Origin of the sequence: Neorhizobium petrolearium, assembly GCF_017873175.1 — a bacterium.
Taxonomy (GTDB): domain Bacteria; phylum Pseudomonadota; class Alphaproteobacteria; order Rhizobiales; family Rhizobiaceae; genus Neorhizobium; species Neorhizobium petrolearium.
This window is the reverse complement of the sequence record NZ_JAGGJW010000012.1, coordinates 248452-274676: the sequence shown is the minus strand read 5'-3', so window position 1 is coordinate 274676 and position 26225 is coordinate 248452. Positions and strand designations below refer to the sequence as shown.

The window sequence follows — 26225 nt, the reverse complement described above, 5'->3', positions numbered from 1 at the left end:
CCAAAAGCAACCAGGTGTCGCGCGCAGCATCCAACTGCTCGTCCCCCCGCAAGACCTGCCAATTCTGGGCATAGAACAACCCGTCATAATCTCTGAGACGTCACACTAGTCGCCGTTCGGCAAGTTCATCCACGGTTGGCGCCGCTGCTGATGTCGTTACGACCTGCTCGCCGCCGTGGATGTCAGCCCGCCCGCCGGAGCGATTGAGTTGCGTTTTCACGAGCGCTTCGTTGACGGCGGCAACAGAGAGCGATAGCGCCTGCAGACGATCTGGGTCCAGTTCGACACGGATCTCGCGGTCAGCACCGCCGATCCGCTCCACGCGCCCTACTCCCGCCAACCCTTGCAGATTGCGGGTGACAATGTCGTCGACAAACCAAGAGAGTTCCGCGACCGTCATGTCCTTGTTGGACACCGCATATGTTACGATCGACTGCGAATCTTCTTCGATTCGTTCGATCACCGGCTCGTCGGTCGTACTTGGCAAATCGCTCCGGATTCTCGCGACCGCATCCCGCACGTCGTCCATCGCCCGATCCGGAGAGACGAGCCCAAGCTCGAATTCCACGGTTGTCACCGATCGGCCCTCATCGATCGTCGTGGCGAGCTCCTTGATGGCCGGCAGCGACGCGATGGCATTTTCGATTGGACGGGCGATCTCGGTCTCGAGCTCAACCGGTGTGGCTCCAGATTGTTCGACGGTAACCTTGACAGCTGGGGTAATGACCGTCGGGAAATAGGTGATGGGCAGACGGTTGAAGCTGTAGAGCCCAACGACGGTCAGCACGACGAAAAGCAAAATGGATGGAAGAGGGTTTCGGATCGCCCAGGCCGAAATGTTGCCGTTCTTCATTGTGCAACTTCCTCGCCGCCCATAACCGTAGACGACGTCGCCAGATGATCCACCGAAGGCCAGTTCAATGTTGCAATGACCGGCTGAACTTTTTCCTGAGCCTTCAGGAAGGCGCCAGCTTTCAAGACAACCGTTTCCCCGTCGCTCACACCCTCCACGATTTCCACGAAACCGTCCCGGCGTGATCCGAGCGTCACCTGACGCTCGTCCACGACTCCATCTTTCACGACGAACACGGTACTTGTGCCGCTTGCGCTTTTGACTGCGCTTCCCGGCAGGAGGATGTTCTGGCGCGAGGAGATATTGATGCGGCCGCGCGCGAAAACGCCGGGAACCAACTTCGCTCTTTCATCAAGCTCGACATGTACTTCACCGCTACGGGTCGCCGGATCGAGTTGCGCGTCACTGAGCCTCACGGTGCCGCGAAGAGAAATGCCATGGCCGGGCATCGTGATCTGTGCATGCATGCCCTGCCGAAGCCGGACGAAGCCTGTTTCGGTAACCTGGGCGACAAACTCAACCACACCGTCTTTCGCGATGACAAACAGAGGAACACTGGAACTCGACGACATGGTACCGATACGTGCGGTCCTGCTGAGCACGAGGCCCGCATCAGGTGCCCGAACCGTACTGCGTTCGATCGTGCGCTCGATCTCCTTTCGCTCGCGGGCTACCAGCTCTGCGTCCGCCTCGGCAAGAGCGAGTGACTGCCGAGCAAGACCGAGTTCAGCCATCGCGCGTGCATGAGCGTTTTGATGCTCATCGAGGACCTGTTGCGAGACTGCACCTTTCGGCTGCAGTGCACGGCTGCGTTCCAAGACCCGTCTGGTTTCCGCCTCGGTCACCAACGCCACATCAAGCCTGCTGGTTTCGACCGCCACGGCGGCCTTGGCCCGCCGGATACTGACCGAGTTCTTATCGAGCAGCATCCGGGCGTCCGTGGTGTCGAGAATGGCGAGCGCTTGCCCCCCTTCGACCTGTTGCCCGACCTCGACCAGGATTTGCTCGATCGCCTGCCCCTGGATAGATGGATAGACTTGGATTTCTTCCCTTACAGCTAACGACCCTACGACGGGAAGCCATTCCGTCACCGCATTCTGTCGTGCAACGACGACTGTGACAGGCATCCTGCCTTGCGCCTGCGATGAGGACAGAAGAAGGAGCCAGAGAAATAGGGCTCCGATCATCAAGCGTGCGTATGATATTGCTGAGCGGGATGTCTCACCCATGAAACGACCTTCCGTTTGCTCGGGAGGCATTTCCCTCCCGATGACCCGGATCAGACCGTAGTGATTAGTCCGCGTTTCGGTATGTCATCCTGTTAAGAAACGTTGCGGCCGGGCATCTGGCAAGAGACGTCGAAACGCAAAGGTCATCAGAGTGATCGAGATCGGGGCGATGGAGGGGCGATCCGATCCGATGAACGTACATCTTGAGAGACAACGTGCAAGGCTCGCTTGAATGTCCAATCTCTCGTCTTCCGGATCGGGACGGGGCTGACCTCCCCTTCCCTCGGAAGGGAAATAATGGCCTGCATCCCTATTTCGCCCGGCACGAAGAAGATGTCACCGCCATGCTGCCGTACAACGGCACGAGCAATCGACAATCCGAGGCCGATGCCGCCCGTGTCCCTGTTTCGCGATGCTTCCAGGCGGAAAAAGGGGGCGAAAACCTTTTCCTTCATAGCCTCGGGTATCCCTGGGCCGCGGTCCTCGACAACAATATCGATCGTGGCTGCCGTGTGCCGAATGAAGACCTTGGCCTCCCCGCCATAGCGCACCGCGTTTTCCACGAGATTTCGAACTGCGCGTCGAAGACCATCCGGGCGACAACGATAGGTCGTCTTCTCTCCCTCAACGTAAGTTACCGGATGACCAAGATCCGCCTGGTCATCGCAGATACTGCCGATGAGAGCCTCGAGTTGCATCGCGCGTGTCTCCTCCGCCGTGGATTCGCCGCGCGCGAACGATATGGCTGCCTCCGTCATCGCCTGCAGTTCATCAATTGTCGACAGCATCTTCCGCTGAGTTTCGTTGTCCGTGACAAACTCGGTTCTCAACCGAAGCGAGGTCAGCGGTGTACGCAGATCGTGACCGATTGCCGCGAGCATTTTGGTCCTGTCTTCGACAAACCGGTGCAGACGGCTTTGCATCTTGTTGAAGGCCTCCGCTGTGCGCCGGATCTCTTCAGGCCCCTCCTCCGGAATGGGCGGGAGATTCTCTCCTCGTCCGAGCGCCTCCGCTGACCGCGCGAGATTGCGCAATGGACGGGAAATGCGGCTTGCAATGAAGATGCCGATCAATGCCAGGATCAGCGCCGTCAATCCCACTGATGTAAGAGACTTCGAGTTCCACCAGCGGCCGGTATTCTCCTGGTACAAGGCGAAGTTCAACCAGCGCCCATCACTCAGCCTGACCGCGAGCCCAAACCCTCTACGTCGGTCGAAATAGAGAAATTTTGCCGGCTGCGGGAGGTCCCACAGGATCGGCAAGGGCCGAGCCCACTCCTCGTCCGTATTTTCACGGGCAACTTCGTTTGGATTGGGCAACTGTGGTTTGGATGGCGTGGCCCAGCTGAATTTCTGCGACAGATCGACAAAGTTTTCGAGTTGCCGGGAAAGCTGCTCCACGGCCTGCAGACGCCAGACGCTTGCGGTCTCAGGTTCTCGGTCCGTTAGCCAAAACTTGGAATAGTTTGTCTCGCTGGCGTGAAGAACCTGCTCCTGCAGCTGTGGGGGGACCGATTCCAGCAACCGGGTTATAGACGCCCCACGGCTAAAGAACTCGCTTTTCGCCGCGGCTCTAAGGGCCACGGTGCGTTCGTCCCACGAGATCAGAAACGCCAATGCCTGCGAGATTATCAAGGCGGCGAGCGTGAAACCGATGAACTGTGTCGCGAGGCTTCTCTTCCAAATTTTGATCATTCGAAAGCCACTTCAGCCGAGAGGCTATAACCGCCGCCCCAATGCGTCTTGATGATCGACGGATTCTTGGGATTTTCCTCGATCTTCTTCCGGAGGCGGCTCACCTGATTGTCGATGCTGCGGTCGAAAATATCGGCGCTCCGTCCGACCGTCAGATCCAGCAATTGCTCGCGGCTAAGAATAAGCCCTGGTCGCTCGACAAGGACTTTGAGAAGGCGAAATTCCGCGGTGCTGAGAGGGATTCCGACACCGTCTTCACCGGAAATCTCCTGCCGCCCCAAATTCAGCCGCCACGGGCCGATGCGAACGTTTTTTGGCTGCTGCACTGCCAGATGAGATGCTGGATTGGTCGCACGGCGCAATACGGCCCTGATACGGGCCAGCAGTTCGCGTGGATTAAACGGTTTCACCAGATAATCATCCGCTCCGAGCTCAAGACCGATGATCCGGTCAGTGTCCTCCGCCATTGCCGTCAGGAATATGATGGGGATGCTTAATGTGGTGCGTATGTGCCTGCATACCGCGAGGCCATCCTCTCCCGGCATCATGACGTCGAGAACGATCAAATCGACAGTTCGACGTTCAAGCAGTCGCCGCAAGGATGCACCGCCGTCCGCGACGCTAACCTTATAGCCATGTTGCTCGAGATATTGTCGAACGAGATCTCGGATATCGCTGTGATCATCAACGACCACGACATGCGCGGCGTCCTGCATTTGCACAACCTCTTTTCGGTATTTTATACAGGAAGAATCCCCTTTCTCGCACCAAAAAAAGTGTATCAAAGTTTCACAGACCAAGGGGGCGAGACAGGGCCTTCTGTCTATCGGCCTAGTTGATCTTTCCTATCCTATTTGGCCGGGCTTTGCCGGGTTCGGTTGGATCTCTCGGGCGCGCTCACTGCTGTGATATAGAAAGGATGCGCGGTGGCATGCGACCCAACGCATAAAGCTGAGACAGTTTGCTACAATTTTTTACGGATAACGGCACAGTCCTGAGACCTGCTTGGAATATTAACGCTACTGTCGGTGACCTGGCCACCCGTCTGTCGTTCTCGGAGGCGGCTACACTGACCAATTGAACCGAGAGACGCGGCGATGCCGATCGAACTGTCTCGCTACCTACACCAAGTTCCATCGCGGCTCGGACAGACAACACTGGGGCAATAGAAACGTGGCTGCATACGAATGGAAAACACGTGATGACACATACCATCTCGTTCAATCCCAAGCTTTCTCAAGCGTCGAGCCAAGTCCGCGCTGAACTTGTGGAACAAGCCTTCCGGGTGGTGTCAGATACAGATTTCGACCACACTGTTATGAAAAGATTGGCGTCTGCAGTGTCTGTCAGCGAGGCGTTCATCTTTCGCCACTTCCGAACACGGATCGACCTGGCGGATGCGCTCGGTCAATATGTTATGCGGCAATTGAAGTCCGACTTGCAGGCCTTGCCATCTTCAGGTTCATCGATCGGTGATCTGCGCCTGTTGTTTTCCGAACTATGTGAGCGATATTTGCGATCCAGGCGCCTCACGCCTGGTCTTTTGGACGCTATGATTATCGCGATTGAAAAGAACGGCCGTACGGCGCAAGCCTATTTGCGCTTTCTGGAGGAAAAGGTCGCCGAAATCATCGCACGGGGTCAAAGGGCTGGTGAAATTCGCCTGACCAACAACAGACAAACGGCCGCGGTGATCTTTAACAGCCTCATGGCACTCTCGGACCCTATCCTGTTCCGGCGCTATGGGCATGCTCTCGATTGTGGACTCCTCTCGCAGCAAATCGATGTCGTATTGCAGCGGCTGACGAAAAACGAAGCGAGCTCTGAAGGTTGCCGGATTGCATCCTGAAGGACTTGCTGCTTCGGTGTGTACACATACAGGAAATGATAAATGCCGTCCTTGCTGTGGCTGGTCGCGTGGACGCGGTCAGCCCCCTTTGGCATCTACGCTCGACCGCACTGAGTGAAATATTGATGCCCCCTCACGCAAGCGGCATAAGAACTCACATTCAGCTCATCGCCCTGATTGATCGTCGTACCACCGGCCTCCGATACCAAGACGGTTTTGCCGTCTTGGTATCGGAGGCGTTCACGGCTTTCCCGCATGCGGCCTTCATGAACTTGCGCCATGGGATAAAAACCAACGAAATCAGCGATGTCACTGTGATCGCCAACGACCACGACGTCCGCGTGTGAAAGAACTTTCCCACGAAGAAGTGTACCAAAGTTTCGCAAAATTTGCTGCCTCGACCCTTTCCTCCGCAAGCAGGAAGATTACTTTTCTTCCGTATTTTCCGGCACTTATAGACCGCATTTGAATTTTCTAGCGGCTGGTTTCTCCGCGCCGATTGCGACGACATGCAGTCAACAGCCCAAGCCCGCGACAGTTTGCGACAATTTTCCTGCGTGGCGGCACAGTCATGCGACAGGCCCGGAATATTGATGGCCTTATGTCGGCGAGCCGGTGACGGTTTGTTTCTACCGGGTCTGCCGCATTGCTTCCAAAGTCATAACAGGAGCGCTATCATGACGAGCCGAAACCCGGGAGATACTCAACATTCCGGCGTCACGCGCCGCACCGTCTTGGGCACCGGAGCCGGCGTCGCCGCCGCGACGATCCTCCCACTTCAACCCGATGCCCAAGCACAGCAACTGCCGGCACCTATCGAGACGGGTACGACGATCCGCGTTTCAATGTCGGTAAATGGTCAAGCGGTCAGCCTCGATATCGATTCCCGCGCTTCGCTTCTCGATTTGCTCCGTGAGCGGCTCGGGTTCACCGGAACGAAGAAAGGATGCGATCACGGTCAGTGTGGGGCTTGCACCATACATCTCGACGGACGCCCTGTGGTGTCCTGTCTCACGCTCGCGGCGAAGGCGAGTGGACGCGAGGTGACGACGATAGAAGGTCTTGCCAGCGGTGAGACGCTTCATCCCATGCAAACCGCCTTTATCGATCACGACGCGCTGCAGTGCGGCTACTGTACGCCAGGCCAGATCATGTCCGCCGTCGCCTGTGTACACCAAGGACAGGCAACGAACAGGGACTCGATCCGCGAATTTATGAGCGGGAACATCTGTCGCTGCGGCGCCTATGCCGGGATCGTTGCTGCCATCGAAGACGTGGCAGCCAATTCAAGGGAGGGCTGAGCCATGCGGCCGATCAGCTATACTCGGGCAGGAACGCTCGAAGCGGCCGTCAAGGCCTTTACCGCGGCCGGTGCCGATGCGCGCTACCTCGCCGGGGGAACAACGCTCTATGATCTGATGAAACTCGGTGTTGAGCGTCCGGCGCATCTTATCGACCTCACCGGGATCGCAGGCCTCAACATTATTGAGACCGATGGTGATGTACTGCGGTTCGGCGCCCTGGCGCTGATGGGTGACGTCGCCTACACGCCGGCTGTGCACGAGGGATATCCGGTGCTTTCCGAGAGCCTGCTCAAGGCCGCCTCGCAGCAATTGCGCAACATGGCCACGGTCGGCGGCAATCTTCTGCAACGCACTCGCTGCATGTATTTCCGCAACGGGGCGGGCTCGACGTCCACGGTCGGCGTCTATCCATGCAACAGGCGTCAACCAGGATCCGGTTGCGCCGCCATCGGCGGGCTTGATCGCGGCCATGCAGTTCTCGGCGCTAGTGATGCGTGTACGGCAGTCTCGCCGGGGGACTGGCCCGTGGCGCTGATGGCGATGGATGCAACCATCGAGCTTTTCGGCCCAGGCGGAGCGCGCAGCATTCCGATCGCCGAATTCTATCGGCTGCCTAGCGATACGCCGCATCTGCAATTCAACGTCGACCCGGCCGAACTGATAACGGCCATCACCGTCCCGAAAACGCCGGGCCGTGCATCGACCTATCACAAGATCCGCGACCGGGAGAGCTTTGCCTTCGCGTTGGCCTCCGCTGCGGTTGCAGTCGAGATGGACGGGGCCACTGTCCGCACCGCCCGCATAGCGCTCGGTGGAGTGGCGACGGTTCCCTGGCGGGCACAGCCGGCCGAGGACATGGTTCGCGGCAAGACGCTGACACCCGAGCTTGCGCTTGAGGCCGGCCGTGCCGCGTTCCGGGGCGCCCGTCCAGGTCAGCACAATGCGTTCAAGATGGATCTCGGCGCCAGAGTCATCGCAGATGCCCTGATGATCGCCGCGGAAAGGAGATCGTGATGCCTGCAGAAGTGTTTTCCGCAATTCCTCGAGTCGATGCGCGTGATAAGGTGCTCGGCAACGCTCAATATGGAGCCGACGTCATCCTGCCGGGAATGCTTTACGCAATGCTCGTTCCGGCCAGGATCGCAAAAGGCACGATGCGCGAACTCGATATCACTCCAGCGACGCAGATCGCCGGTGTGATCCGGGTACTAACCTCAAAAGATGTTTCATCGCTCGCGCCGAAGATATCCTTTCTCGGGCAGCCCATTGCGCTGGTTGTCGCCGAGACGATCGAGGCCGCGATTGAAGGCGCCGAAGCGTTAAATCCTGTCTATGAGAAGGTGTCCTTCATCCCGTTGATGGAAGGCCCGGGTGCGACGCGCGTCCCGGCAGAAGGCTTCGATGCGGGTGACGTCGATACCGCGTTTCGCGACGCGGCAACCATCATCGAGGGAGAGTTCGAAACACCGACCCAGCATCACAATCCGATAGAACTGTTTGGCACCGTCGCAGAATGGTCGGGCGAACGGTTAACTGTTTATGAGGGTTGTCAAAACACTGAAGCTGTCAAGAGTGCCCTTGCGCAGGCATTCAATCTTTCTCCTGAACTTGTTGCAATCAAATCCGCTTATGTCGGCGGCGGCTTCGGGCAAAAATCCCCGCCCAAACTTCAGACCGCGCTGGTCGCATACGCGGCCAGATTGATGCAGCGACCAGTCAAACTGGTGACCCCACGCGGCCAGCTTTTCCATATTACGTCCTACAGGCCCCGAAGCGTTCATCATATCCGGCTTGCGGCAAACGCGAGCGGGCGGATGACTGCCATTTCCCACGACGTTGTGCAGGAAAATATCCCCAACGGTGCATTCCGCTCTTCCGGTTACCATCAGGACATAGCGCGCCTCTATTCCATCGAGAATTTTCGGGCAACGGCGGGTGACATCCATATCGACCGCCAAACGCCTCGCCATACACGGGGAACACACCCTTTCCCGGCCTGTTTTGCATTGGAAAGCGCAATCGATGAGCTGGCGTATGCGCTAGGCAAGGACCCTGTACAGATCCGGCTCGATCACGAAGCGAAAACGGACATTATTGCCCGCCAGCCTTTGTCGCCTCATTTTCTGAACGAGTGCCTAACGGAAGGCGCCAGGCGCTTCGATTGGAGCAGGCGGACGCCTGAGCCGGGGTCGATGCGATTGCGTGACGGCACGATGGTTGGGCTTGGGGTTGCCTGCGGTCTCTTTGGGGCATCCGGGTCTGCCGCCGAGACGACACTCAGGGTTCGGGCAGACGGCACCACACGAGTGATCTCATCCGGGCACGAGATGGGCCAGGGGATTCGTACCGCCATCGCAAACACGATTGTTCAACGGCTCAACATCAACCCCGATCGGTTGGAGATTTTGATCGGGGACACGACTGTCGGCCCTCAAATGGCGACGGTCGGCGAACGCGGTACGGCAAGCATTGTCCCGGTAACGGCAAAGGCGGCACAGGCCCTGCGAGCCAGATTCGAGGAACTTGCGGGAGCGAATCCTCCGGCTGGTGATCTGCACGAACAATTGGCGCGTCTCAAACGCCCCTATATCGAAGTCACCGTTTCGGAACTCGCCCCGGGACAAGACGCTTCTGCGATACAGGGCTTCCGGACCGCCGGGCGTGCGGCTGGTGCAGGGGCCGACTATCCCGGGTTCACGTCCATGAGCTATATCGCGCAGTTCGTGGAGATCCATATCGAGCCGAGAACACGCCGGATCCGTATGCCTCTGGCGGTGAGTATTGCCGACATCGGGCGGGTTGTAAGTCCGGTGACGGCGAAAGGACAGATGTACGGTGGGATGGTCTGGGGTTTCAGCACGGCGCTCCGGGAGGAGACAGAAATCGATCCACGGTTCGCCGGCTACCTCAACGATGACCTTGCCGACTATGTCATGGCGGTCAATGCCGACATCGGGGAGATCGATGTGGGCCTGATCGACAAGCCTGATCCGATGGTCAACTCGGCCGGTGTCAAGGGAATGGGCGAGCTTGTCATGCTTGGGACCGCCCCTGCGATCGCCAACGCGATCTATCACGCTACAGGCAAGCGCATCCGAAAACTGCCCATCCGCATCGAAGATGTTCTTTGAAAGAAGCTGATCCGCCGAGCATCTCGATTTGAATTCCGCGTGATAGATTTTGGTTAACCTGGAGATAGATATGCCCGCCTGGCAAGAAAGCTACATCAGAAATCTCGCTCCGTATCTATTGAGTATCTTGCGCATTTTTGCAGCGGGGTCGTTCTTCACGCATGGCGCGATGAAGCTGTTCGGTTGGCCAGCCCCTTTTGAGTACCCCCTTACTCCCATGTTATATACTGCCGGAATTCTTGAAACTTCTGGCGGCCTGTTACTGGCAGCGGGGCTCTTCACTCGCCCCGTGGCGTTCGTGCTCTCGGGTTTGATGGCCTTCGCGTATTTTATTGCGCACGGCTCGAACGGATTCTTTCCCGTCCTCAACCACGGCGAAGCAGCCATGCTTTATTGCTTTATTTTCCTCTACTTCTTCGCTGTCGGCCCAGGCGTGTGGAGCTTGGATGAGCTGCAAGGGCGCAAGAGTGGAGCGACCTCAACTAGCCGGGAAAAAGCGACGTGACCTTCAAAGCTGTCGAATGGGAAAACACGCCCCGGTTTGTCACGCGCTGAGATGATTGAGACAATTTCTGACAAGCCTGGCATAACGCGGCGAAATCTTACAAGTAGACTATATCTATTCTTCCAAGAACGAACGTTAACGGACGCAAAGGGCAGAGAATGGAAGCTACTTTTTGGCAAATCAGAAGGAAAGTGCTCGACGAATACTGCCAGCGGCACGGTCTCTTGATCTGCGATCGGACAGCCCTTGCAGCAGCCGAGTGGCTCATAAAGTTTAGTCCAGAACATGAACTGCGGCATGAGGCGCTCTCGGCCCAACTTGCCGAAGCGATGAGCCCCGCCACAGAAAGAAACATATGAGCAGACGGCTAGGCGGGCTTTCGATCCGCTTCGCGCACCAACGAGGGCGGTCAGTGCGAAACGGCCTGACCGACTGGCCTCAACCGATACAAACCTAAGGCACCTGGATCCACACTATTGTCATCTGGACCAGCGGTTGATCACTTTCAACCCCGCGGCCTCGAACGGGCTTGTGTCGCGAGTGGCAACCATCAGCCCATCTGCCACTGCTTTGGCTGCGATGTAACCGTCAGCCGTGTGGTTCGCCTTCCCAGATAGCCGAGCGCGCCATCAGCTCCGAGTAAAACCGCGAAGTCGCCAGATTGAAAGGCAAGATGCGGTAGGAAAGGTGTGGCAGCACGTCACCCTGTGTGTCTTTGCTGCAGATTGCCGCCGCTCCTCCTTTTGCTACAACCGCCGAAGGCATCTTCCGCGCCACCTGTCCCCACCATGACATCACCCACGTTGGGATTTGAGGCGAGGACGGACGCAATCTCATTGCGCTCTTCCTCAGCCACGTTTTCATCCTTGGCAGATGCCAGGGAGGGATGTGTTTAAGCGGTTAGCCCAAGTTGTCACTTCAGCTTAACAGCGCCTGCATGGTCGCCCGGAAGCGAGCCTCGATGCCTTCGCGAAACTTGTGCCGACCGCCTTTTACCTGCCTGACGCCGTTCACCCAGACACTGTCCGGCTTCGGGCCACCCGCGAAGATCAGATGATCGAGGACCGTATCGCCTGTAACCCACGGATGCCCTGAAAGATCGAGCGAGACGAGATCGGCCAGCGCGCCCTCACGGATGCCCGCCTCATAGGCAAGCGCCCGGCTGCCGCCGACGAGCGCACGGTCGAACAGGGCACGGCCGGTCGAGCCGTTGACAGGCGCCATGACGTTGCGGGCACGGCGGGCGAGACGCTGCGAATATTCGAGCTGGCGCAGTTCGTCGCCAAGCCCGATCAGCACGTTGGAATCCGAACCGATGCCGAAGGCACCGCCGGCCGCGAGGAAATCCGCGCCCGGAAAAATGCCGTCGCCGAGATTGGCCTCCGTGACCGGGCAGAGGCCGGCAACAGCACCGCTTCTTGCCATGGCGCGGGTTTCCGCCTCCGTTATGTGGGTGGCATGGATGAGGCACCAGCGCTGATCGACCGGAGCATTCGCCAGGAGATAGTTTACCGGAGTTGCGCCTGAGAAGGCGACGCAGTCCTCCACCTCCTTTACCTGTTCAGCCACGTGGATATGGACCGGCCCGTCCTTGGCGAGCGGCAGGATTTCGGCGATCTCCTCGATGGTCGCTGCGCGCAGGGAATGGGGCGCAATACCGATCCGGCTTTTCGGAAGCGAGGCGACGGCTTTCGCCGCCCCCTCCATCAGCCGCGCGAAGCTTTCGGTGGAATTGACGAAACGCCGCTGGCCTTCGCCGGCCGCCTGCCCGCCGAAGCCGGAATGGGCGTAGAACACCGGCAGCAGCGTCAGCCCGATGCCGGTTTTGGCCGCGGCTGCGGCGATCCGCTCCGCCATTTCGGCACTGTTTGCATAAGCCGTGCCATCCTTGTCATGGTGCAGGTAATGGAACTCGCCGACGCGGCCGAAGCCGGCCTCCAGCATTTCCATATAGAGCTGCGCGGCAACCGCCTCAACCTGATCCGGCGTCATCGACAGGGCAAAACGGTACATCAGCGTGCGCCAGCTCCAGAAGCTGTCGTCACCCGTGCCTCGCACCTCCGTCAGCCCAGCCATGGCCCGCTGGAAGGCATGGCTATGCAAATTGGGCATTGCGGGCAGGAGAACGTCGAGGCGCTCATCCGTCGGGGTCGCGGCAACCCCGACTTCTACCCGCGCAATCCGACCATTTTCGAGCATCAGCCGCACATCCCGCAGCCAGCCTCCGGCCGTCAATGCCGTTTTTGCGTGAAGCGTCGTCATCATCGCGTTCCCGATTTTTCGTCTTGTCAGGTTCACCATTATGTATATACATATCACTGATAAAGGAAAGGCAAAAGACAATGAGCGGGAACAAATCCTTGCCTACTTCCGACCATCCGGCCAATGGCCTTTGGCGCAATGCGCGGCTTGCGACCTTTGCCGCTGGCATCGCTATCGCTGAAGACGCGGCTGTTGCCGTCGTTGACGGACGCATCGCCTATGCTGGCGCGGAAAGCGCGCTGCCGGAGGAATTCGCCGCGCTGCCCACGACCGATTGCCAGGGGCGGCTGATCACCCCCTCGCTCATCGATTGCCACACCCATCTCGTCTTCGGCGGCGATCGCGCGATGGAATTTGAAATGCGGCTGTCCGGTGCAAGCTATGAAGAGATCGCCAGGGCCGGCGGCGGCATCGTCTCGACGGTTTCGGCAACGCGGGCGCTTTCGGTGGACCAACTGGTGGCAGAAAGCCTGACGCGCCTCGATACGCTGCTTTCCGAAGGCGTTTCGACTGTCGAGATCAAGTCCGGCTACGGACTGACCGTCGAGACTGAGCTGAACATGCTGCGCGCCGCCCGCCGCCTTGGCGAAATCCGCTCTGTGCGCGTCATGACGAGTTGGCTCGCGGCGCATGCTACCCCTGCGGAATACAAAGGTCGCAACGACGACTATATCCGCGATGTCGTGCTGCCGGGACTGGAAATAGCCCATGCGGAAGGTCTGGTGGATGCCGTGGACGGGTTCTGCGAGGGCATTGCCTTTTCAGTTGCCGAGATGCGGACCGTCTTCGACAAGGCGAAGGAACTGGGGCTGCCAGTCAAGCTTCACGCCGAACAGCTTTCCAATCTGGGCGGCGCGAAAATGGCGGCGTCCTATGGCGCACTCTCCTGCGAACACCTCGAATATCTCGACATGGCTGGGGCAGAAGCCATGGCAAGGGCCGGAACGGTAGCCGTGCTTCTGCCGGGCGCCTACTATACGCTGCGCGAAAAGCAGGCGCCGCCGGTGGCCGCGCTGCGGCAGGCGGGTGTCCATATCGCGCTTTCCACCGACTGCAATCCCGGCACCTCGCCGCTTACCTCGCTTCTGCTGACGCTCAATATGGGCGCGACCCTGTTCGGCCTTACCGTCGAAGAATGCCTGGCGGGTGCCACCCGCGCGGCCGCCCGCGCGCTTGGCCTCCTCCACGAGACAGGCACGCTGGAGGCCGGCAAATCCGCCGACTTTACGGTGTGGAACGTGAAACGCCCGGCAGAACTCGTCTATCGCATCGGCTTCAATCCCCTTCACGCCCGTATCTTCAAGGGAAGGAAGGTATCTTGATGACCCTCGTTCTGACACCCGGACAGGTTTCTCTCCCCGTCCTGGCGGATATCTACTGGAACGGCGCCACAGCCCGGCTCGATCCCGCCTTCGACGTGGCCATCGAAAATGGCGCGCGGCGCATCGCCGAGATTGCCGCCGGCAACGCTCCGGTCTATGGCATCAATACCGGCTTTGGAAAGCTCGCCTCGATCAAGATCGACGCGGCGGATGTCGCCACACTCCAGCGCAATCTCATCCTCTCCCATTGCTGCGGCGTGGGTGACCCGCTACCGGAAAATATCGTGCGGCTCGTCATGGCGCTGAAGCTCGTCTCCCTCGGGCGCGGCGCTTCGGGTGTCCGGCCGGAACTGGTGCGGCTGATCGAGGCCATGCTGGAGAAAGGCGTCACCCCCGTTATTCCGGAGAAGGGTTCGGTCGGCGCGTCCGGCGATCTCGCGCCGCTCGCACACATGGCGGCGGTGATGATGGGCGAAGGCGAGGCCTTTTTCGAGGGCAGCCGGCTTGTGGGCCGCGCGGCACTGGAAAAGGCCGGGCTTGTGCCGATCGTGCTGGCCGCCAAGGAGGGATTGGCCCTCATAAACGGCACGCAGACCTCCACGGCACTGGCGCTTGCCGGCCTCTTCCGCGCCCACCGCGCATTGCAGGCGGCGCTGGTCACCGGAGCACTCTCGACCGATGCGGCGATGGGCTCCTCCGCGCCCTTCCATCCCGATATCCACACGCTGCGCGGGCACCAAGGCCAGATCGATACGGCAGGCGCCTTGCGTGAACTGCTGGACGGTTCTGAAATCCGCAAGAGCCACATCGAGGGCGACGAGCGGGTGCAGGACCCCTATTGCATCCGCTGCCAGCCACAGGTGGATGGTGCCTGCCTCGATCTTCTGCGCTCCGTCGCCCGCACGCTGGAAATCGAGGCCAATGCGGTAACCGACAACCCGCTGGTGCTTTCCGACAATTCCGTCGTGTCCGGCGGCAATTTCCACGCCGAGCCGGTGGCATTCGCCGCCGACCAGACGGCGCTCGCCATCTGCGAGATCGGGGCAATCGCCCAGCGTCGCATCGCTCTTCTGGTCGATCCGGCGCTGTCCTACGGCCTGCCTGCCTTCCTGTCGAAAAAGCCGGGGCTCAATTCCGGACTGATGATCGCCGAGGTCACCTCCGCGGCGCTGATGAGCGAGAACAAGCAGATGGCCCATCCGGCCTCGGTGGACTCAACACCGACCTCCGCCAATCAGGAGGATCATGTCTCCATGGCCTGCCACGGCGCGCGCCGCCTGCTGGCAATGACGGAAAACCTGTTTTCCATCCTTGGCATCGAGGCGCTGGCCGCCGTCCAAGGCGTGGAACTGCGCGGACCGCTGAAGACCGGGACCGAGCTTCAGAAGGCGCTGACCACAATCCGTGCCGCCGTGCCCCCGCTGGAGGAGGATCGCTACATGGCGGACGATTTGAAGGCCGCTGCCGCGCTCGTTTCGTCCGGCGCGCTGACGGCGTCGGTATCCGCCGGCATTCTCCCCGTACTGGAGGTCTGAGATGGCTGTTTTCGAGGTCAATCAGGGCACCTCGCCCGTCATTCTCGGCTTCCCGCATACGGGAACCGACGTGCCATCCCCAATTTGGGAGCGGCTGAACTATAATGGCCGCAAGCTCGCCGATACCGACTGGCACATCCACAGGCTCTATGACGGGCTGCTCGCGGATGCGACCACGGTGCGTGCCACCTTCCATCGCTATGTCATCGACGCCAACCGCGATCCGGCAGGCGTGAGCCTCTATCCGGGGCAGAACACCACGGGCCTGGTCCCGGAAACGGATTTCGACGGTCTTGCGATCTGGAAGGATGGCGAAGCACCGACGCAAGCCGATATAGCCGCCCGGCTTGCCGAATTCCACGCCCCCTATCACGCAGCACTCGCCGCCGAAATCAGGCGGGTGAAGGCGATCCATGGCTTTGCCGTGCTTTACGACTGCCATTCGATCCGCTCGCACATTCCCTTCCTGTTCGAGGGCAGGCTGCCGGATTTCAACATCGGCACGGACATGGGCAAGACTTGCGCACCGGAGATCGAAAAGATCGCCGTCGACGTGACAGCGACGGCCGAGGGCTACACGTCTATCCTCAACGGTCGCTTCAAAGGCGGCTGGACGACGCGCCATTATGGCCAGCCGGAAACTGGCGTTCACGCCATCCAGATGGAACTGGCGCAATCCACGCATTTGCAGAGCGAGGACCTGCCCTTCGCCTTTGACGCGGCGAAGGCGGAGACGCTTCGCGTCCACCTGAAGGCCATTCTCACCCGCATCGAGGCCTTTGTGCTCGCCAACAAGAACTGAGGGGAAACCACCATGATCGATCCGCGCCACAACAAACGCGAAATCCATGCCCCGACGGGCGGTGAACTCAATGCGAAGAGCTGGCTCACCGAAGCGCCGCTCCGGATGCTGATGAACAATCTCGACCCTGATGTCGCCGAGCGTCCGCACGAACTGGTCGTCTATGGCGGCATCGGCCGCGCCGCCCGCACATGGGCCGATTTCGATACGATCGTCGCCACGCTGAAGGATCTCAACGAGGACGAGACGCTGCTGGTACAATCCGGCAAGCCGGTCGGTGTATTCCGCACCCACAAGGACGCCCCGCGTGTGCTGATCGCCAATTCCAACCTCGTGCCGCACTGGGCGACCTGGGACCATTTCAACGAACTCGACAGACGAGGCCTGGCCATGTACGGCCAGATGACCGCCGGCTCGTGGATCTATATCGGCGCGCAGGGCATCGTGCAGGGCACCTACGAAACCTTCGTGGAAGCGGGACGCCAGCATTACGCCGGCAATCTCAAGGGCAAGTGGATCCTGACCGGCGGCCTCGGCGGCATGGGCGGCGCCCAGCCGCTAGCGGCCGTCATGGCCGGCGCCTCATGCCTTGCCGTCGAATGCGACGAGACCCGCGCCGACTTCCGCCTGCGTACCCGCTATGTCGATGAAAAGACCCACAGCCTCGATGAGGCGCTGGCGAAGATCGACAAATGGACGAAAGCCGGCGAAGCGAAGTCCGTCGCGCTGATCGCCAATGCCGCGGATATCTTTCCGGAACTGGTTAAGCGCGGCGTCCGCCCCGACATCGTCACCGACCAGACCTCCGCGCATGATCCGCTGCACGGCTACCTGCCTTCGGGCTGGACGGTCGCCGAATGGCGCGCCAGGCAGGAGAGCGACCCGAAGGCTGTCGAAAAGGCCGCACGCGCCTCGATGAAGGTGCATGTTCAGGCCATGGTCGATTTCTGGAACGCAGGCGTGCCGACGCTCGACTACGGCAACAACATCCGCCAGATGGCCAAGGAAGAGGGACTGGAAAACGCCTTCGCCTTCCCCGGCTTCGTGCCGGCCTATATCCGTCCGCTCTTCTGCCGCGGTATCGGCCCGTTCCGCTGGGCGGCGCTGTCCGGAGATCCGGAGGACATCTACAGGACCGATGCCAAGGTCAAGGAACTGCTGCCGGATAACAAGCACCTGCATAATTGGCTGGACATGGCCAAGGAACGCATCTCCTTCCAGGGCCTGCCGGCGCGCATCTGCTGGGTGGGTCTCGGCGACCGCCATCGCCTCGGCCTCGCTTTTAACGAAATGGTGGCTAGGGGAGAATTGAAGGCGCCGGTCGTCATCGGCCGCGACCATCTCGATTCCGGCTCCGTCGCCTCGCCAAACCGCGAGACGGAGGCGATGAAGGACGGTTCAGATGCCGTCTCCGACTGGCCGCTTCTGAATGCCTTGCTCAATACGGCGTCCGGCGCAACCTGGGTGTCGCTTCATCATGGCGGCGGCGTCGGCATGGGCTTTTCTCAGCATGCCGGCATGGTGATCTGCTGCGACGGCACGGAAGACGCGGCGCGGCGCATAGAGCGCGTGCTCTGGAACGATCCGGCGACTGGCGTCATGCGCCATGCGGATGCCGGCTACGACATTGCCATCGACCACGCGAGGAAGATGGGCCTGCGTCTGCCAGGCATTCTCGGGAACTGACCTTTGGCCGCCGGATTGCAATGCAGGACGCACTCATGAAGATATTGCACGCGGCAGATTATCGGTGGATGCCGTGGAAAAACGGTGGTGGCGAGACCGCGGAAATCCTCGCCTTCCCTCCGGGTGCCTCGATGGACGATTTCGACTGGCGCATCAGCATGGCGGACGTGGCGAGCGATGGGCCTTTTTCGCTCTTCCCCGGCATAGACCGGACGCTGACATTTCTGAGCGGCGACGGCGTCGCGCTCGATATCGAGGAACAGGGACGCGTCGTTCTCGATCCCTCCTCCCCGCCGCTTGCCTTTCCCGGCGATGTGCCGGTGACCGCGAGCCTGACCGGCGGGCCGGTGCGCGATCTCAACGTCATGACCCGCCGCGGCCGCTATTCGCATCGCGTCCTGCCCATAGAGGTCGAAGGTCATTGCGAATTGCCGATCGGCTCCGACATCGCCGTCCTCTTTTGCCGCACCGGCGAGGTGTCGGTCGGCGAGGCGCGACTCGGCGCCCTCGATGCTTTGATGACGGATCAAAACCTCCTCGATCTCTCCGGCACGGCATCCCTTTGCCTCGTTCTTTTGCGAAACGAGTGAATGCCGTTTTTATCGGCATTTATGCATAGACAAATGAGAGCTGGCGTGGCTAGTATACCTGCCGGAACGCGATCATAAGACAACCAGTTCTGGATAAGGGGAACGTTATGAAAAGCAGAATTTTCGCCACTACTCTTCTCGCCGTGCTTGCTGCAGCCAGCGCCGCCCGTGCCGAAACCGCCGTTTCCATCGGTATATCGGGCTGGACCGGCTTTGCGCCGCTGACGCTCGCCAAGGAAGCCGGCATCTTCAAGAAGAACGGCCTCGACGTAACCATCAAGAAGATCCCGCAGGCCAGCCGCCATCTGGCGCTTGCGTCCGGCGACATCCAGTGCGCCGCGACAACGGTCGAAACCTGGGTTGTCTGGAACGCGAACGGCGTCGCTTCGACGCAGATCTTCCAGATGGACAAGTCGCATGGCGCCGACGGCATGGTCGTGCGCCCGGACGTCGCCAAGATCGCCGACCTGAAGGGCAAGACGATCGCCGCCTCCACGCCAGGTACCTCGCCCTATTTCTTCCTGTCCTATATTCTGAAGAAGAACGGCCTGTCACTGAAGGACGTCAAGGTCGTCAACATGGAGCCGGGACCGGCCGCACAGGCTTTCGTTGCCGGCCAGAACGATGCCGCCATGACCTATGAACCCTATCTGTCAACCGTGCGCGCCGCCCCTGACAAGGGCAAGATCATCGCCACGACGCTGGATTATCCGGCGGTCATGGACACGTTCGGCTGCACGCCTGCCTTCCTGAAGGACAATCCGGCCGCAGCCAAGGCGTTTGCCGCTTCCTATTTCGAGGCGCTCGAACTGATCAAGAAGGAACCGGAAAAGTCCTACGGCATCATGGGCGCCGACGTGAAGCAGTCGGCCGAAGCCTTCGCCGGCTCCGCCAAGCATCTCGAATGGCAGGACAAGGCCGCCAACAAGAAGTTCTTCGAAGGCGAGTTCAAAACCTTTACCGCCGATGCCGCCGACCTGCTTCTGGAGACAGGCGTCATCAAGGCGAAGCCGGACCTCGAGAAGCTAGCGGATACATCCTTCATCGAGTAAACGCCAAGGGGCGGCGCGAAAGGCGCCGCCCGTTTCCTAACCGGACAAACGGACCCGGATCTATGCATCCCTTGCAGCCCATCGGCCGCGGTGCCCGCATCGCCCTCGGCTTTCTCTTCTTTGTGCTCTTCTTCGCAGCCTGGGGTTTCGCGACGCTCGGCGGCTTCGTATCGCCCACGTTTCTGGCCGACCCGATCACGATGGCCAATGACGGGTTCTATCTGCTGACGGAGCAGGGCTTCCTGACCGATATCGGCGTCACCGTCTGGCGTGTCGTCGGCGGCTTCGTGCTGGCCTCGGTCGTCGCCGTGCCGCTCGGCATCGCCATGGGCGCCTACAAGCCGGTCGAGGCGCTGCTGGAACCTTTCGTCTCCTTCGCCCGCTATCTTCCGGCCTCCGCCTTCGTGCCGCTGCTCATCCTCTGGGCCGGCATCGGCGAATTGCAGAAACTGCTCGTCATCTTCATCGGCTCGGTCTTCCAGATCATCCTGATGATCGCCGTCGGCGTCGCCAATACGCGCCGCGATCTGGTCGAGGCCGCTTATACGCTGGGCGCAAAGGATTCCGGTGTCATCCGCCGGGTGCTCATTCCGGCCAACGCGCCGGACATTGCCGAGACGCTGCGCCTCGTGCTCGGCTGGGCCTGGACCTATGTCATCGTCGCCGAGCTGATCGGCGCCTCCTCCGGCATCGGCTACATGATCATCAACTCGCAGGCGCTGATGGCGACCGGCCAGATCATCTTCGGCATCATCGTCATCGGGCTTATCGGCCTAGTCTCCGATTTCCTGTTCAAGGCGGTCAATCGTCGCCTCTATGCCTGGAGGCTTGCATGAGCGCCGAACTCGTCATCTCCAACGTCTCCCGCGTCTTTCCGGGCGTCAATAGCGGCCAGCCGGTCACGGCGCTGCAACCGACCGACCTAGAGATTCCGCGCAACGACTTTGTCACCATCCTCGGCCCTTCCGGCTGCGGCAAGTCAACGCTCCTTCGCATCGTCGCCGGCCTGGACCGGCCGACGACCGGTTCGGTCACGCTGGCCGGCCAGCCGGTCACCGGGCCAGGCGCCGATCGCGGCATGGTCTTCCAGTCCTACACGCTGTTTCCGTGGCTCACGATCCGCGACAATGTCGCATTCGGCCTGAGGGAAAAAGGCGTGGCCGAGAGGGAGAAATGGGAGATCGTCGACAGTTATATCGACAAGGTCGGCCTGCGCGGCTTCGAGAACCATTGGCCGAAGCAACTTTCCGGCGGCATGCAACAGCGCACGGCGATCGCCCGCGCGCTCGCCAACAATCCGCGCATCCTGCTTCTCGACGAACCCTTCGGCGCACTCGACAACCAGACACGCGGCCTCATGCAGGAATTGCTGCTCGGGATATGGGAGCGCGAGGTAAAGACGGTGATCTTCGTGACCCACGACATCGAAGAAGCCGTGTTCATGGCCTCCCGCGTCGTCACAATGACCGCGCGACCGGGCCGCATCAAATCGATCACCCCTGTAGACCTGCCGCATCCGCGTCACTATACGGTCAAATCCAGCCCGGAATTCTCCGCGCTTCGCCTGAAGCTGACGGAGGAAATCCGCTCCGAAGCGATCATGGCGGCAACGGATGGCTAGGGCACGTGGACAGAGCATTTCCGCGAGCGGGTTTCGGCGACAAATGCTTGAAAAGGTTTCCCGGGAAGGTGTTGACGGGCTTTCCGGGGATTGCGTGATGCGAAGGTAGGCCAATGGACGAACGGGTGGAGAAGACGCCGGATACGACGCTGCACCACCGGATTCTCGCCGATGTTGAGAACCGCATCCTGTCCGGCGAATGGCCGCCTGGCCACCGTATTCCCTTTGAGCACGAATTCACGCTGCAATATGGCTGCTCGCGGATGACGGTCTCCAAGGCGCTGGGCGATCTTGTGCGACGCGGGCTGATCGAGCGCCGCCGTCGTTCCGGCAGCTTCGTCGCCTATCCGCAGGTGCAATCGGCGGTGTTGGAGATTCAAGACATCCGCCATGAGGTGGAGGCGCTCGGGCTTGCCTACGCCTGGCGGCCGCAAGGCCGGACACTGCGCGTTGCCCGCGCGGAGGACCGCAATCGGCTGGACCTGCCGCCCCGTGCCCGCGTTCTCGCCGTGACCGGTTGCCACTATGCCGGTCGCCGGCCTTTCTGCCACGAGGATCGCCTGATCAGCCTGAGGGCGGTGCCGGAAGCGGAAAACGAAATGTTTGACGACAATATAGGGCCTGGCACATGGCTTTTGCGCAAGGTGCCGTGGAGTGCGGCCGAAAACCGCATCAGCGCCGTGTCGGCCGAACCGGAGATCGCCGCGGCCCTCGGCATCGCGGCCGGCGCGGCCTGCCTGGTCATCGAGCGCCGCACCTGGACCGCGGACCAGCACATTACCCAGGTTCGCCTTACCTATCCGGGCGACCGCCACCAACTTGTCGCCGCTTTTACCCCGTCGCAGTCGTCATAGACTGTGGCTAGGTTTCGGACGCAAAACCGCTTGTCGATCGCCGCATAGTAAGAACCATCGCCCCACCAATTTGCGTACCCACGCAGGTTAAGGCAACGCTCTTTCGGATGAGGATAAGCACAGGCTTCAGCCTCTTTCGATCATGCGTAGTGGGCGAAACCAAAACAAAAGCGCCCGTCGGCATTGTCGGACATGCGGTTCATCGTCATGCTCCAAGGCCGTAGCGGGCATGCCTCAAGGTTCGTTCGATGCCCCGAAGCTCCGCCAGGCCTTTAAGACGCCCGATGGCGGGATAGCCGGGTTGCGCACCGCGTGTCAGGTCGTCGAGAATCTCCTGTCCGTGATCCGGCCGCATGGGTATGAGGTGATCCTCCCGACCTTCTTCGCGACGTCTCGCCTCTTCCGATAGCAGTGCGGCGATAACGGCGACCATATCCGTTCCGCCTTCCAGATGCTCATCCTCGAAGAAGGAGCAGGGAACGGTGTCGGTATCCCGGGTTACGTTACGCAGGTGGACGAAGTGGATGCGGTCGGCAAAGCGGGTGGCGATGAAGGGCAGATCGTTATCTGCTCGCGCCCCCAGCGAACCCGTGCAGAGCGTCACGCCATTTGCCCGGCTGCTGACCTGCTCCAGCATATGGGCGTAGTCGGTCTCGGTCGACAGGATACGCGGCAGACCAAGGAGCGGCCAGGGCGGATCATCACCATGTGCGCAGATATTGATGCCGACCTCCTCCGCCACCGGGACGACCTCTGAGAGAAAATCGACAAGATTTTGCTGTAGCCGTTCCCGATTAATACCCTGATAGGAGCGAAGCTTCTCAAGCAACTGGTCCAAGGTGTAGCCATCCGCCGAGCCCGGCAGTCCCGCACCGATGTTTTTGCCAAGCGCAGCAATCTTCGCATCCGCCATCCCGGCGAAACCCCGCGCTGCTTCGTCCTGCAGCCATTCCGGATAATCGCAAGCCGCCTCCGGACGTTTGAGAATATGGATGTCGAAAGCGGCAAAATCGACCAGATCGAAGCGCATCGCCTTTGCGCCGTAGCGTGTTTCCCAGCGCAGGTCCGTCCGCGTCCAATCCAAGACGGGCATGAAATTATAGCAGACGGTGCGAATTCCGGAGGCAGAGAGACGCCGTAAGGTCTCCTGCCAATTGGCAATGTGACGTCTCCAGTCGCCGGTTTGCGTCTTGATATCCTCGGAGACCGGAACGCTTTCCACCACGTCCCATACCAGCCCGCCGGCCTTGATTTGCTCGTGTCGTTTGGCAATCTCGTCAACCGGCCAGGCCTCACCGGTTGCGATATGGTGCAGCGCGCTGACGATACCTTCCGCGCCAGCCTGTGCCGCATCGCGCACGGTCACCTTGTCGATCGGGCCGAACCAGCGCCATGTATGTCTCATATCTCGTCCTTCAAAACCTGGTTTGATTGTTTGAAAGTGATCTGCACCTTGCAGGCCGTCGACCGGTCCCCGGCCTGATCGAAAGCCTCGACGACCTGATCGAGCGGAAACGTGTGGGAAATGATCGGCCGCACATCGATACGCCGCGTCGCGATCAATCCCACCGCTTGCGCGAATTCATCATGGAACCGCTGCGACCCCCGCCAGACGATCTCCTTGCCGACGAGAGCGTTCAGCGGGATTGTCATGTCGCCGGTAACGCCGACCTGAACGATCGTTCCTCGCGGTTTGATCGCGGCAAAGGCGGAGCGCAACGCCGGCCCGGCCGCCGAGCAATCGAAAACCACGTCAAAGCTGCCCTTGTTCTCTTGAAAAGGCTGCAACCCGTCCGGATCGGCCGCAACGTTGATTGTCCGAGTTGCACCCATAGCCGGCGCCCTGGAAAGAGCAGCATCAGTCAAATCCGTCACGACAATTTCGGCGGCACCGGCGTGTCGGGTGGCCGCAACCGTCAGTAACCCGATCGGGCCGGCACCGGTTACCAGCACTTTCTTGCCGGACAGATCGCCTGCCTGGGCGACAGCATGCAGACAGACGGCCAAAGGTTCCGCACAGGCGGCCTCTCCTGCCGAGACGCCATTGCCCACCGGATGGCACTGCGTGGCCCGGACGATTAGCTTTTCCCGAAACATGCCGTTTTCGTGCGGCAAACGCATGGCCGAGCCCATGAAACGCATTTCGAGGCAATGGATCGGCTGCCCGATCCGGCAATACCGACACTGGCCACAAGGCTGCGAGGGGTTAACCGCCACGAGTTCCCCGATTTCGAGCCCGATGACGCCCTCGCCCAAGATTTGAACAAAACCTGAGGCTTCGTGCCCGGCGATGATGGGTTCGCGAACCCGCACCGGACCGAATCCGCCATCCTGATAGTAGTGAAGGTCAGAGCCGCAGATACCGCCCGCCGCCATGACGAGAAGGACCTCGCCGGGCCGAGGGTCAGCATATTCAAACGTTTCCACTCTCAAATCACGCCGGGCGTGAAGTCGGGCAACACGCGTTTGCATCGCTTTGATGCCTTTCGTTCAAGAAAATGCTTGGTCCACCGGAAGCGGACCGAATACCTATCGGATGAGACCCAGCAGCGTAGGCAGCCAAAGGGTAATGGCCGGTACGAAGGTGATCAGAGCAAGCGCTATGAACAGCGGGATCATCCACGGCAGGATCGCGAGTGTCGTGCGCTCGACGGACAGCTTCGAGATGCGGGAGAGTACGAAGAGCACCATACCGACCGGAGGCGTTAGAAGGCCAATCATCAAATTCAAGGTGATGATCAAGCCAAGATGAACCGGATCAATTCCGTAGCGTGCTGCAACCGGCATCAGGATAGGGACAAGGATGCTGATGGCAGCGATGGTATCGAGGAAGGCTCCGACGATCAGCAGCAGGATGTTGACGATGAGAAGGAAGGTCCACCAGTTATCCGTCAGGCCGAACAGGAAATCGGAGAACAGTTGCGCGGCCTGGCTGACTGTCAGCAGCCATGCGAAGATGGATGCCGCCGTGACGATGAACAGGACCGAAGCGGTGGTTTCGATCGTGTCGAAAGACGCCTTGGCGAGCGTCCGCAGCGTCATCGTGCGATAGCGCACGAGACCGAGAAACAGTGACCAGAGTACCGCAGCCACGGCAGCTTCCGTGGGCGTGAACCAACCCATGGTCATGCCACCGATCAAGAGGACCGGCGTCATCAGCGCCATGACCGCGGAAAAATCAAAATACCAATCGAGAGCGACAAGAAGCGCGAGCCCAATCAGCACCGCAATATTGATCGACAGGCCAGCGAGGATCATCAGGTAGATGACAGCGGGAAAGGCAAGCACAATCAGCACTTCGAGCGAAGCACCCAGCAACTGCTTCAGTTCGAATGGCGTATCCGAGCCCCAGCCCTTGCGTCTGGCGAAGATATAGACCGTCACCATCATCAGCACGGTCATGACAACGCCGGGAATGATGCCCGCCATGAACAGCGCCCCGATCGAGGCATTGGCCATCATGCCATAGATGACGAAGGGCAACGATGGCGGAAAGATGGGGCCGAGCGTTGCCGAAGCCGCGGTGACGCCGACCGCTGCTTCAACCGGATAGCCGTGGTCCTTCATGGCCTTGATTTCGATCGTGCCGATGCCGGCGGCATCGGCCAGCGCCGTTCCGGACATGCCGGAAAAGACGACCGATCCGATGATATTGACCTGCGCCAGGCCCCCTTTCATCCAGCCCACCAGTGCAAGCGCAAAGCGGTAGATGCGTCCGGTAACGCCGGCAATATTCATGAGGTTGCCGGCAAGGATGAAGAACGGAACCGCAATCAGCGGGAAACTCTCGACGCCGGCGATCATGCGCTGGGCTGCGATGATGTCCGGCGCGACCCCATAAATCACCAGGTAGAGCAACGAGGCAACCGCCATGGAGACGGCAACCGGTGTGCCGATAATCAGAAGCAACAGGAATGATCCGAGAAGAAGAAGCAT

23 protein-coding genes and 1 pseudogene are annotated in these 26225 nt (G+C 60.2%); 15 read left to right on the top strand and 9 right to left on the bottom strand.

Annotation, left to right across the window (positions count from 1 at the left end):
* Positions 1-100 precede the first annotated feature (100 nt).
* From J2046_RS23195 to J2046_RS23180, 4 genes are all read right to left on the bottom strand, one after another.
* The gene (locus J2046_RS23195) at positions 101-853 is read right to left on the bottom strand and encodes an efflux RND transporter permease subunit (RefSeq protein WP_210055921.1); all 753 of its coding nucleotides are present in this window, start codon (positions 851-853) and stop codon (positions 101-103) included.
* Positions 850-1980 carry an efflux RND transporter periplasmic adaptor subunit gene (locus tag J2046_RS23190; RefSeq protein WP_210055920.1) on the bottom strand — a complete coding sequence of 377 codons (1131 nt, stop codon included), beginning with the start codon at positions 1978-1980 and terminating at the stop codon, positions 850-852. Before J2046_RS23190 ends, J2046_RS23195 begins: the two co-directional genes overlap by 4 nt.
* A 248-nt stretch (positions 1981-2228) precedes the next feature.
* Entirely contained in the window at positions 2229-3776 is a 1548-nt protein-coding gene (locus J2046_RS23185) for a sensor histidine kinase (protein ID WP_210055919.1), read from the bottom strand.
* Positions 3773-4492, bottom strand: coding sequence for a response regulator (locus tag J2046_RS23180; RefSeq protein ID WP_210055918.1), 720 nt, complete (start codon positions 4490-4492; stop codon positions 3773-3775). Before J2046_RS23180 ends, J2046_RS23185 begins: the two co-directional genes overlap by 4 nt.
* A 485-nt stretch (positions 4493-4977) precedes the next feature.
* Between J2046_RS23180 and J2046_RS23175 the strand changes: the two genes are divergently transcribed.
* From J2046_RS23175 to J2046_RS23150, 6 genes are all read left to right on the top strand, one after another.
* Entirely contained in the window at positions 4978-5625 is a 648-nt protein-coding gene (locus J2046_RS23175; RefSeq protein WP_210055917.1) for a TetR family transcriptional regulator, read from the top strand.
* Positions 5626-5693: 68 nt separating this feature from the next.
* Positions 5694-5972, top strand: a complete 279-nt coding sequence (locus J2046_RS23170) for a hypothetical protein (RefSeq protein WP_210055915.1) — start codon at positions 5694-5696, stop codon at positions 5970-5972.
* Positions 5973-6302: 330 nt separating this feature from the next.
* Complete coding sequence (locus J2046_RS23165) at positions 6303-6926, top strand: (2Fe-2S)-binding protein (RefSeq protein ID WP_210055913.1); 624 nt, start codon at positions 6303-6305, stop codon at positions 6924-6926.
* Between the two features lie 3 nt (positions 6927-6929).
* Entirely contained in the window at positions 6930-7943 is a 1014-nt protein-coding gene (locus J2046_RS23160) for an FAD binding domain-containing protein (protein WP_210055911.1), read from the top strand.
* Positions 7943-10060 carry a xanthine dehydrogenase family protein molybdopterin-binding subunit gene (locus tag J2046_RS23155; RefSeq protein ID WP_210055909.1) on the top strand — a complete coding sequence of 706 codons (2118 nt, stop codon included), beginning with the start codon at positions 7943-7945 and terminating at the stop codon, positions 10058-10060. Before J2046_RS23160 ends, J2046_RS23155 begins: the two co-directional genes overlap by 1 nt.
* 70 nt (positions 10061-10130) lie before the next feature.
* Complete coding sequence (locus J2046_RS23150; protein ID WP_210055907.1) at positions 10131-10565, top strand: DoxX family protein; 435 nt, start codon at positions 10131-10133, stop codon at positions 10563-10565.
* 479 nt (positions 10566-11044) lie between these two features.
* On the opposite strand, the pseudogene J2046_RS33940 reads toward J2046_RS23150, so the two are convergent.
* Both J2046_RS33940 and J2046_RS23145 read right to left on the bottom strand, forming a co-directional pair.
* Positions 11045-11270, bottom strand: a pseudogene (locus J2046_RS33940) (PIN domain-containing protein); the annotation flags it as partial.
* Positions 11271-11483: 213 nt separating this feature from the next.
* Positions 11484-12827, bottom strand: coding sequence for a formimidoylglutamate deiminase (locus tag J2046_RS23145; protein WP_210055905.1), 1344 nt, complete (start codon positions 12825-12827; stop codon positions 11484-11486).
* A gap of 80 nt (positions 12828-12907) precedes the next feature.
* Here J2046_RS23145 and hutI point away from each other — a divergent pair, with 80 nt between their 5' ends.
* The 9 genes from hutI (at position 12908) to hutC (ending at position 22289) form a co-directional block, all read left to right on the top strand.
* Positions 12908-14149, top strand: a complete 1242-nt coding sequence (hutI, locus tag J2046_RS23140) for an imidazolonepropionase (protein WP_210055902.1) — start codon at positions 12908-12910, stop codon at positions 14147-14149.
* The gene (gene hutH, locus J2046_RS23135) at positions 14149-15684 is read left to right on the top strand and encodes a histidine ammonia-lyase (protein ID WP_210055901.1); all 1536 of its coding nucleotides are present in this window, start codon (positions 14149-14151) and stop codon (positions 15682-15684) included. The genes hutI and hutH overlap by 1 nt, the downstream gene beginning before the upstream one ends.
* A 1-nt stretch (position 15685) precedes the next feature.
* Complete coding sequence (gene hutG, locus J2046_RS23130) at positions 15686-16486, top strand: N-formylglutamate deformylase (protein WP_210055899.1); 801 nt, start codon at positions 15686-15688, stop codon at positions 16484-16486.
* A 12-nt stretch (positions 16487-16498) separates the two neighbouring features.
* Positions 16499-18172, top strand: coding sequence for a urocanate hydratase (gene hutU / locus J2046_RS23125; protein ID WP_210055897.1), 1674 nt, complete (start codon positions 16499-16501; stop codon positions 18170-18172).
* Between the two features lie 35 nt (positions 18173-18207).
* On the top strand, positions 18208-18762 hold the full coding sequence (locus J2046_RS23120; protein ID WP_210055895.1) for a HutD/Ves family protein: 555 nt from the start codon (positions 18208-18210) through the stop codon (positions 18760-18762).
* Between the two features lie 107 nt (positions 18763-18869).
* Complete coding sequence (locus J2046_RS23115; protein WP_210055893.1) at positions 18870-19814, top strand: ABC transporter substrate-binding protein; 945 nt, start codon at positions 18870-18872, stop codon at positions 19812-19814.
* 62 nt (positions 19815-19876) lie between these two features.
* Entirely contained in the window at positions 19877-20650 is a 774-nt protein-coding gene (locus J2046_RS23110) for an ABC transporter permease (RefSeq protein ID WP_210055891.1), read from the top strand.
* Entirely contained in the window at positions 20647-21435 is a 789-nt protein-coding gene (locus tag J2046_RS23105) for an ABC transporter ATP-binding protein (protein ID WP_210055890.1), read from the top strand. Before J2046_RS23110 ends, J2046_RS23105 begins: the two co-directional genes overlap by 4 nt.
* Before the next feature lie 113 nt (positions 21436-21548).
* Positions 21549-22289, top strand: coding sequence for a histidine utilization repressor (hutC, locus tag J2046_RS23100; protein WP_210055888.1), 741 nt, complete (start codon positions 21549-21551; stop codon positions 22287-22289).
* Between the two features lie 205 nt (positions 22290-22494).
* Here hutC and uxuA read toward each other — a convergent pair whose 3' ends face one another.
* Genes uxuA through J2046_RS23085 form a run of 3 tightly spaced genes read right to left on the bottom strand, consistent with a single transcriptional unit; the run spans position 22495 to position 26225 of the window.
* A complete protein-coding gene (gene uxuA / locus J2046_RS23095) occupies positions 22495-23694 on the bottom strand; it encodes a mannonate dehydratase (protein ID WP_210055886.1) in 1200 nt (399 codons plus the stop codon).
* Positions 23691-24761, bottom strand: a complete 1071-nt coding sequence (locus J2046_RS23090; protein WP_210055885.1) for an L-idonate 5-dehydrogenase — start codon at positions 24759-24761, stop codon at positions 23691-23693. Before J2046_RS23090 ends, uxuA begins: the two co-directional genes overlap by 4 nt.
* A gap of 57 nt (positions 24762-24818) precedes the next feature.
* Positions 24819-26225, bottom strand: a complete 1407-nt coding sequence (locus J2046_RS23085) for a TRAP transporter large permease (RefSeq protein WP_210055884.1) — start codon at positions 26223-26225, stop codon at positions 24819-24821.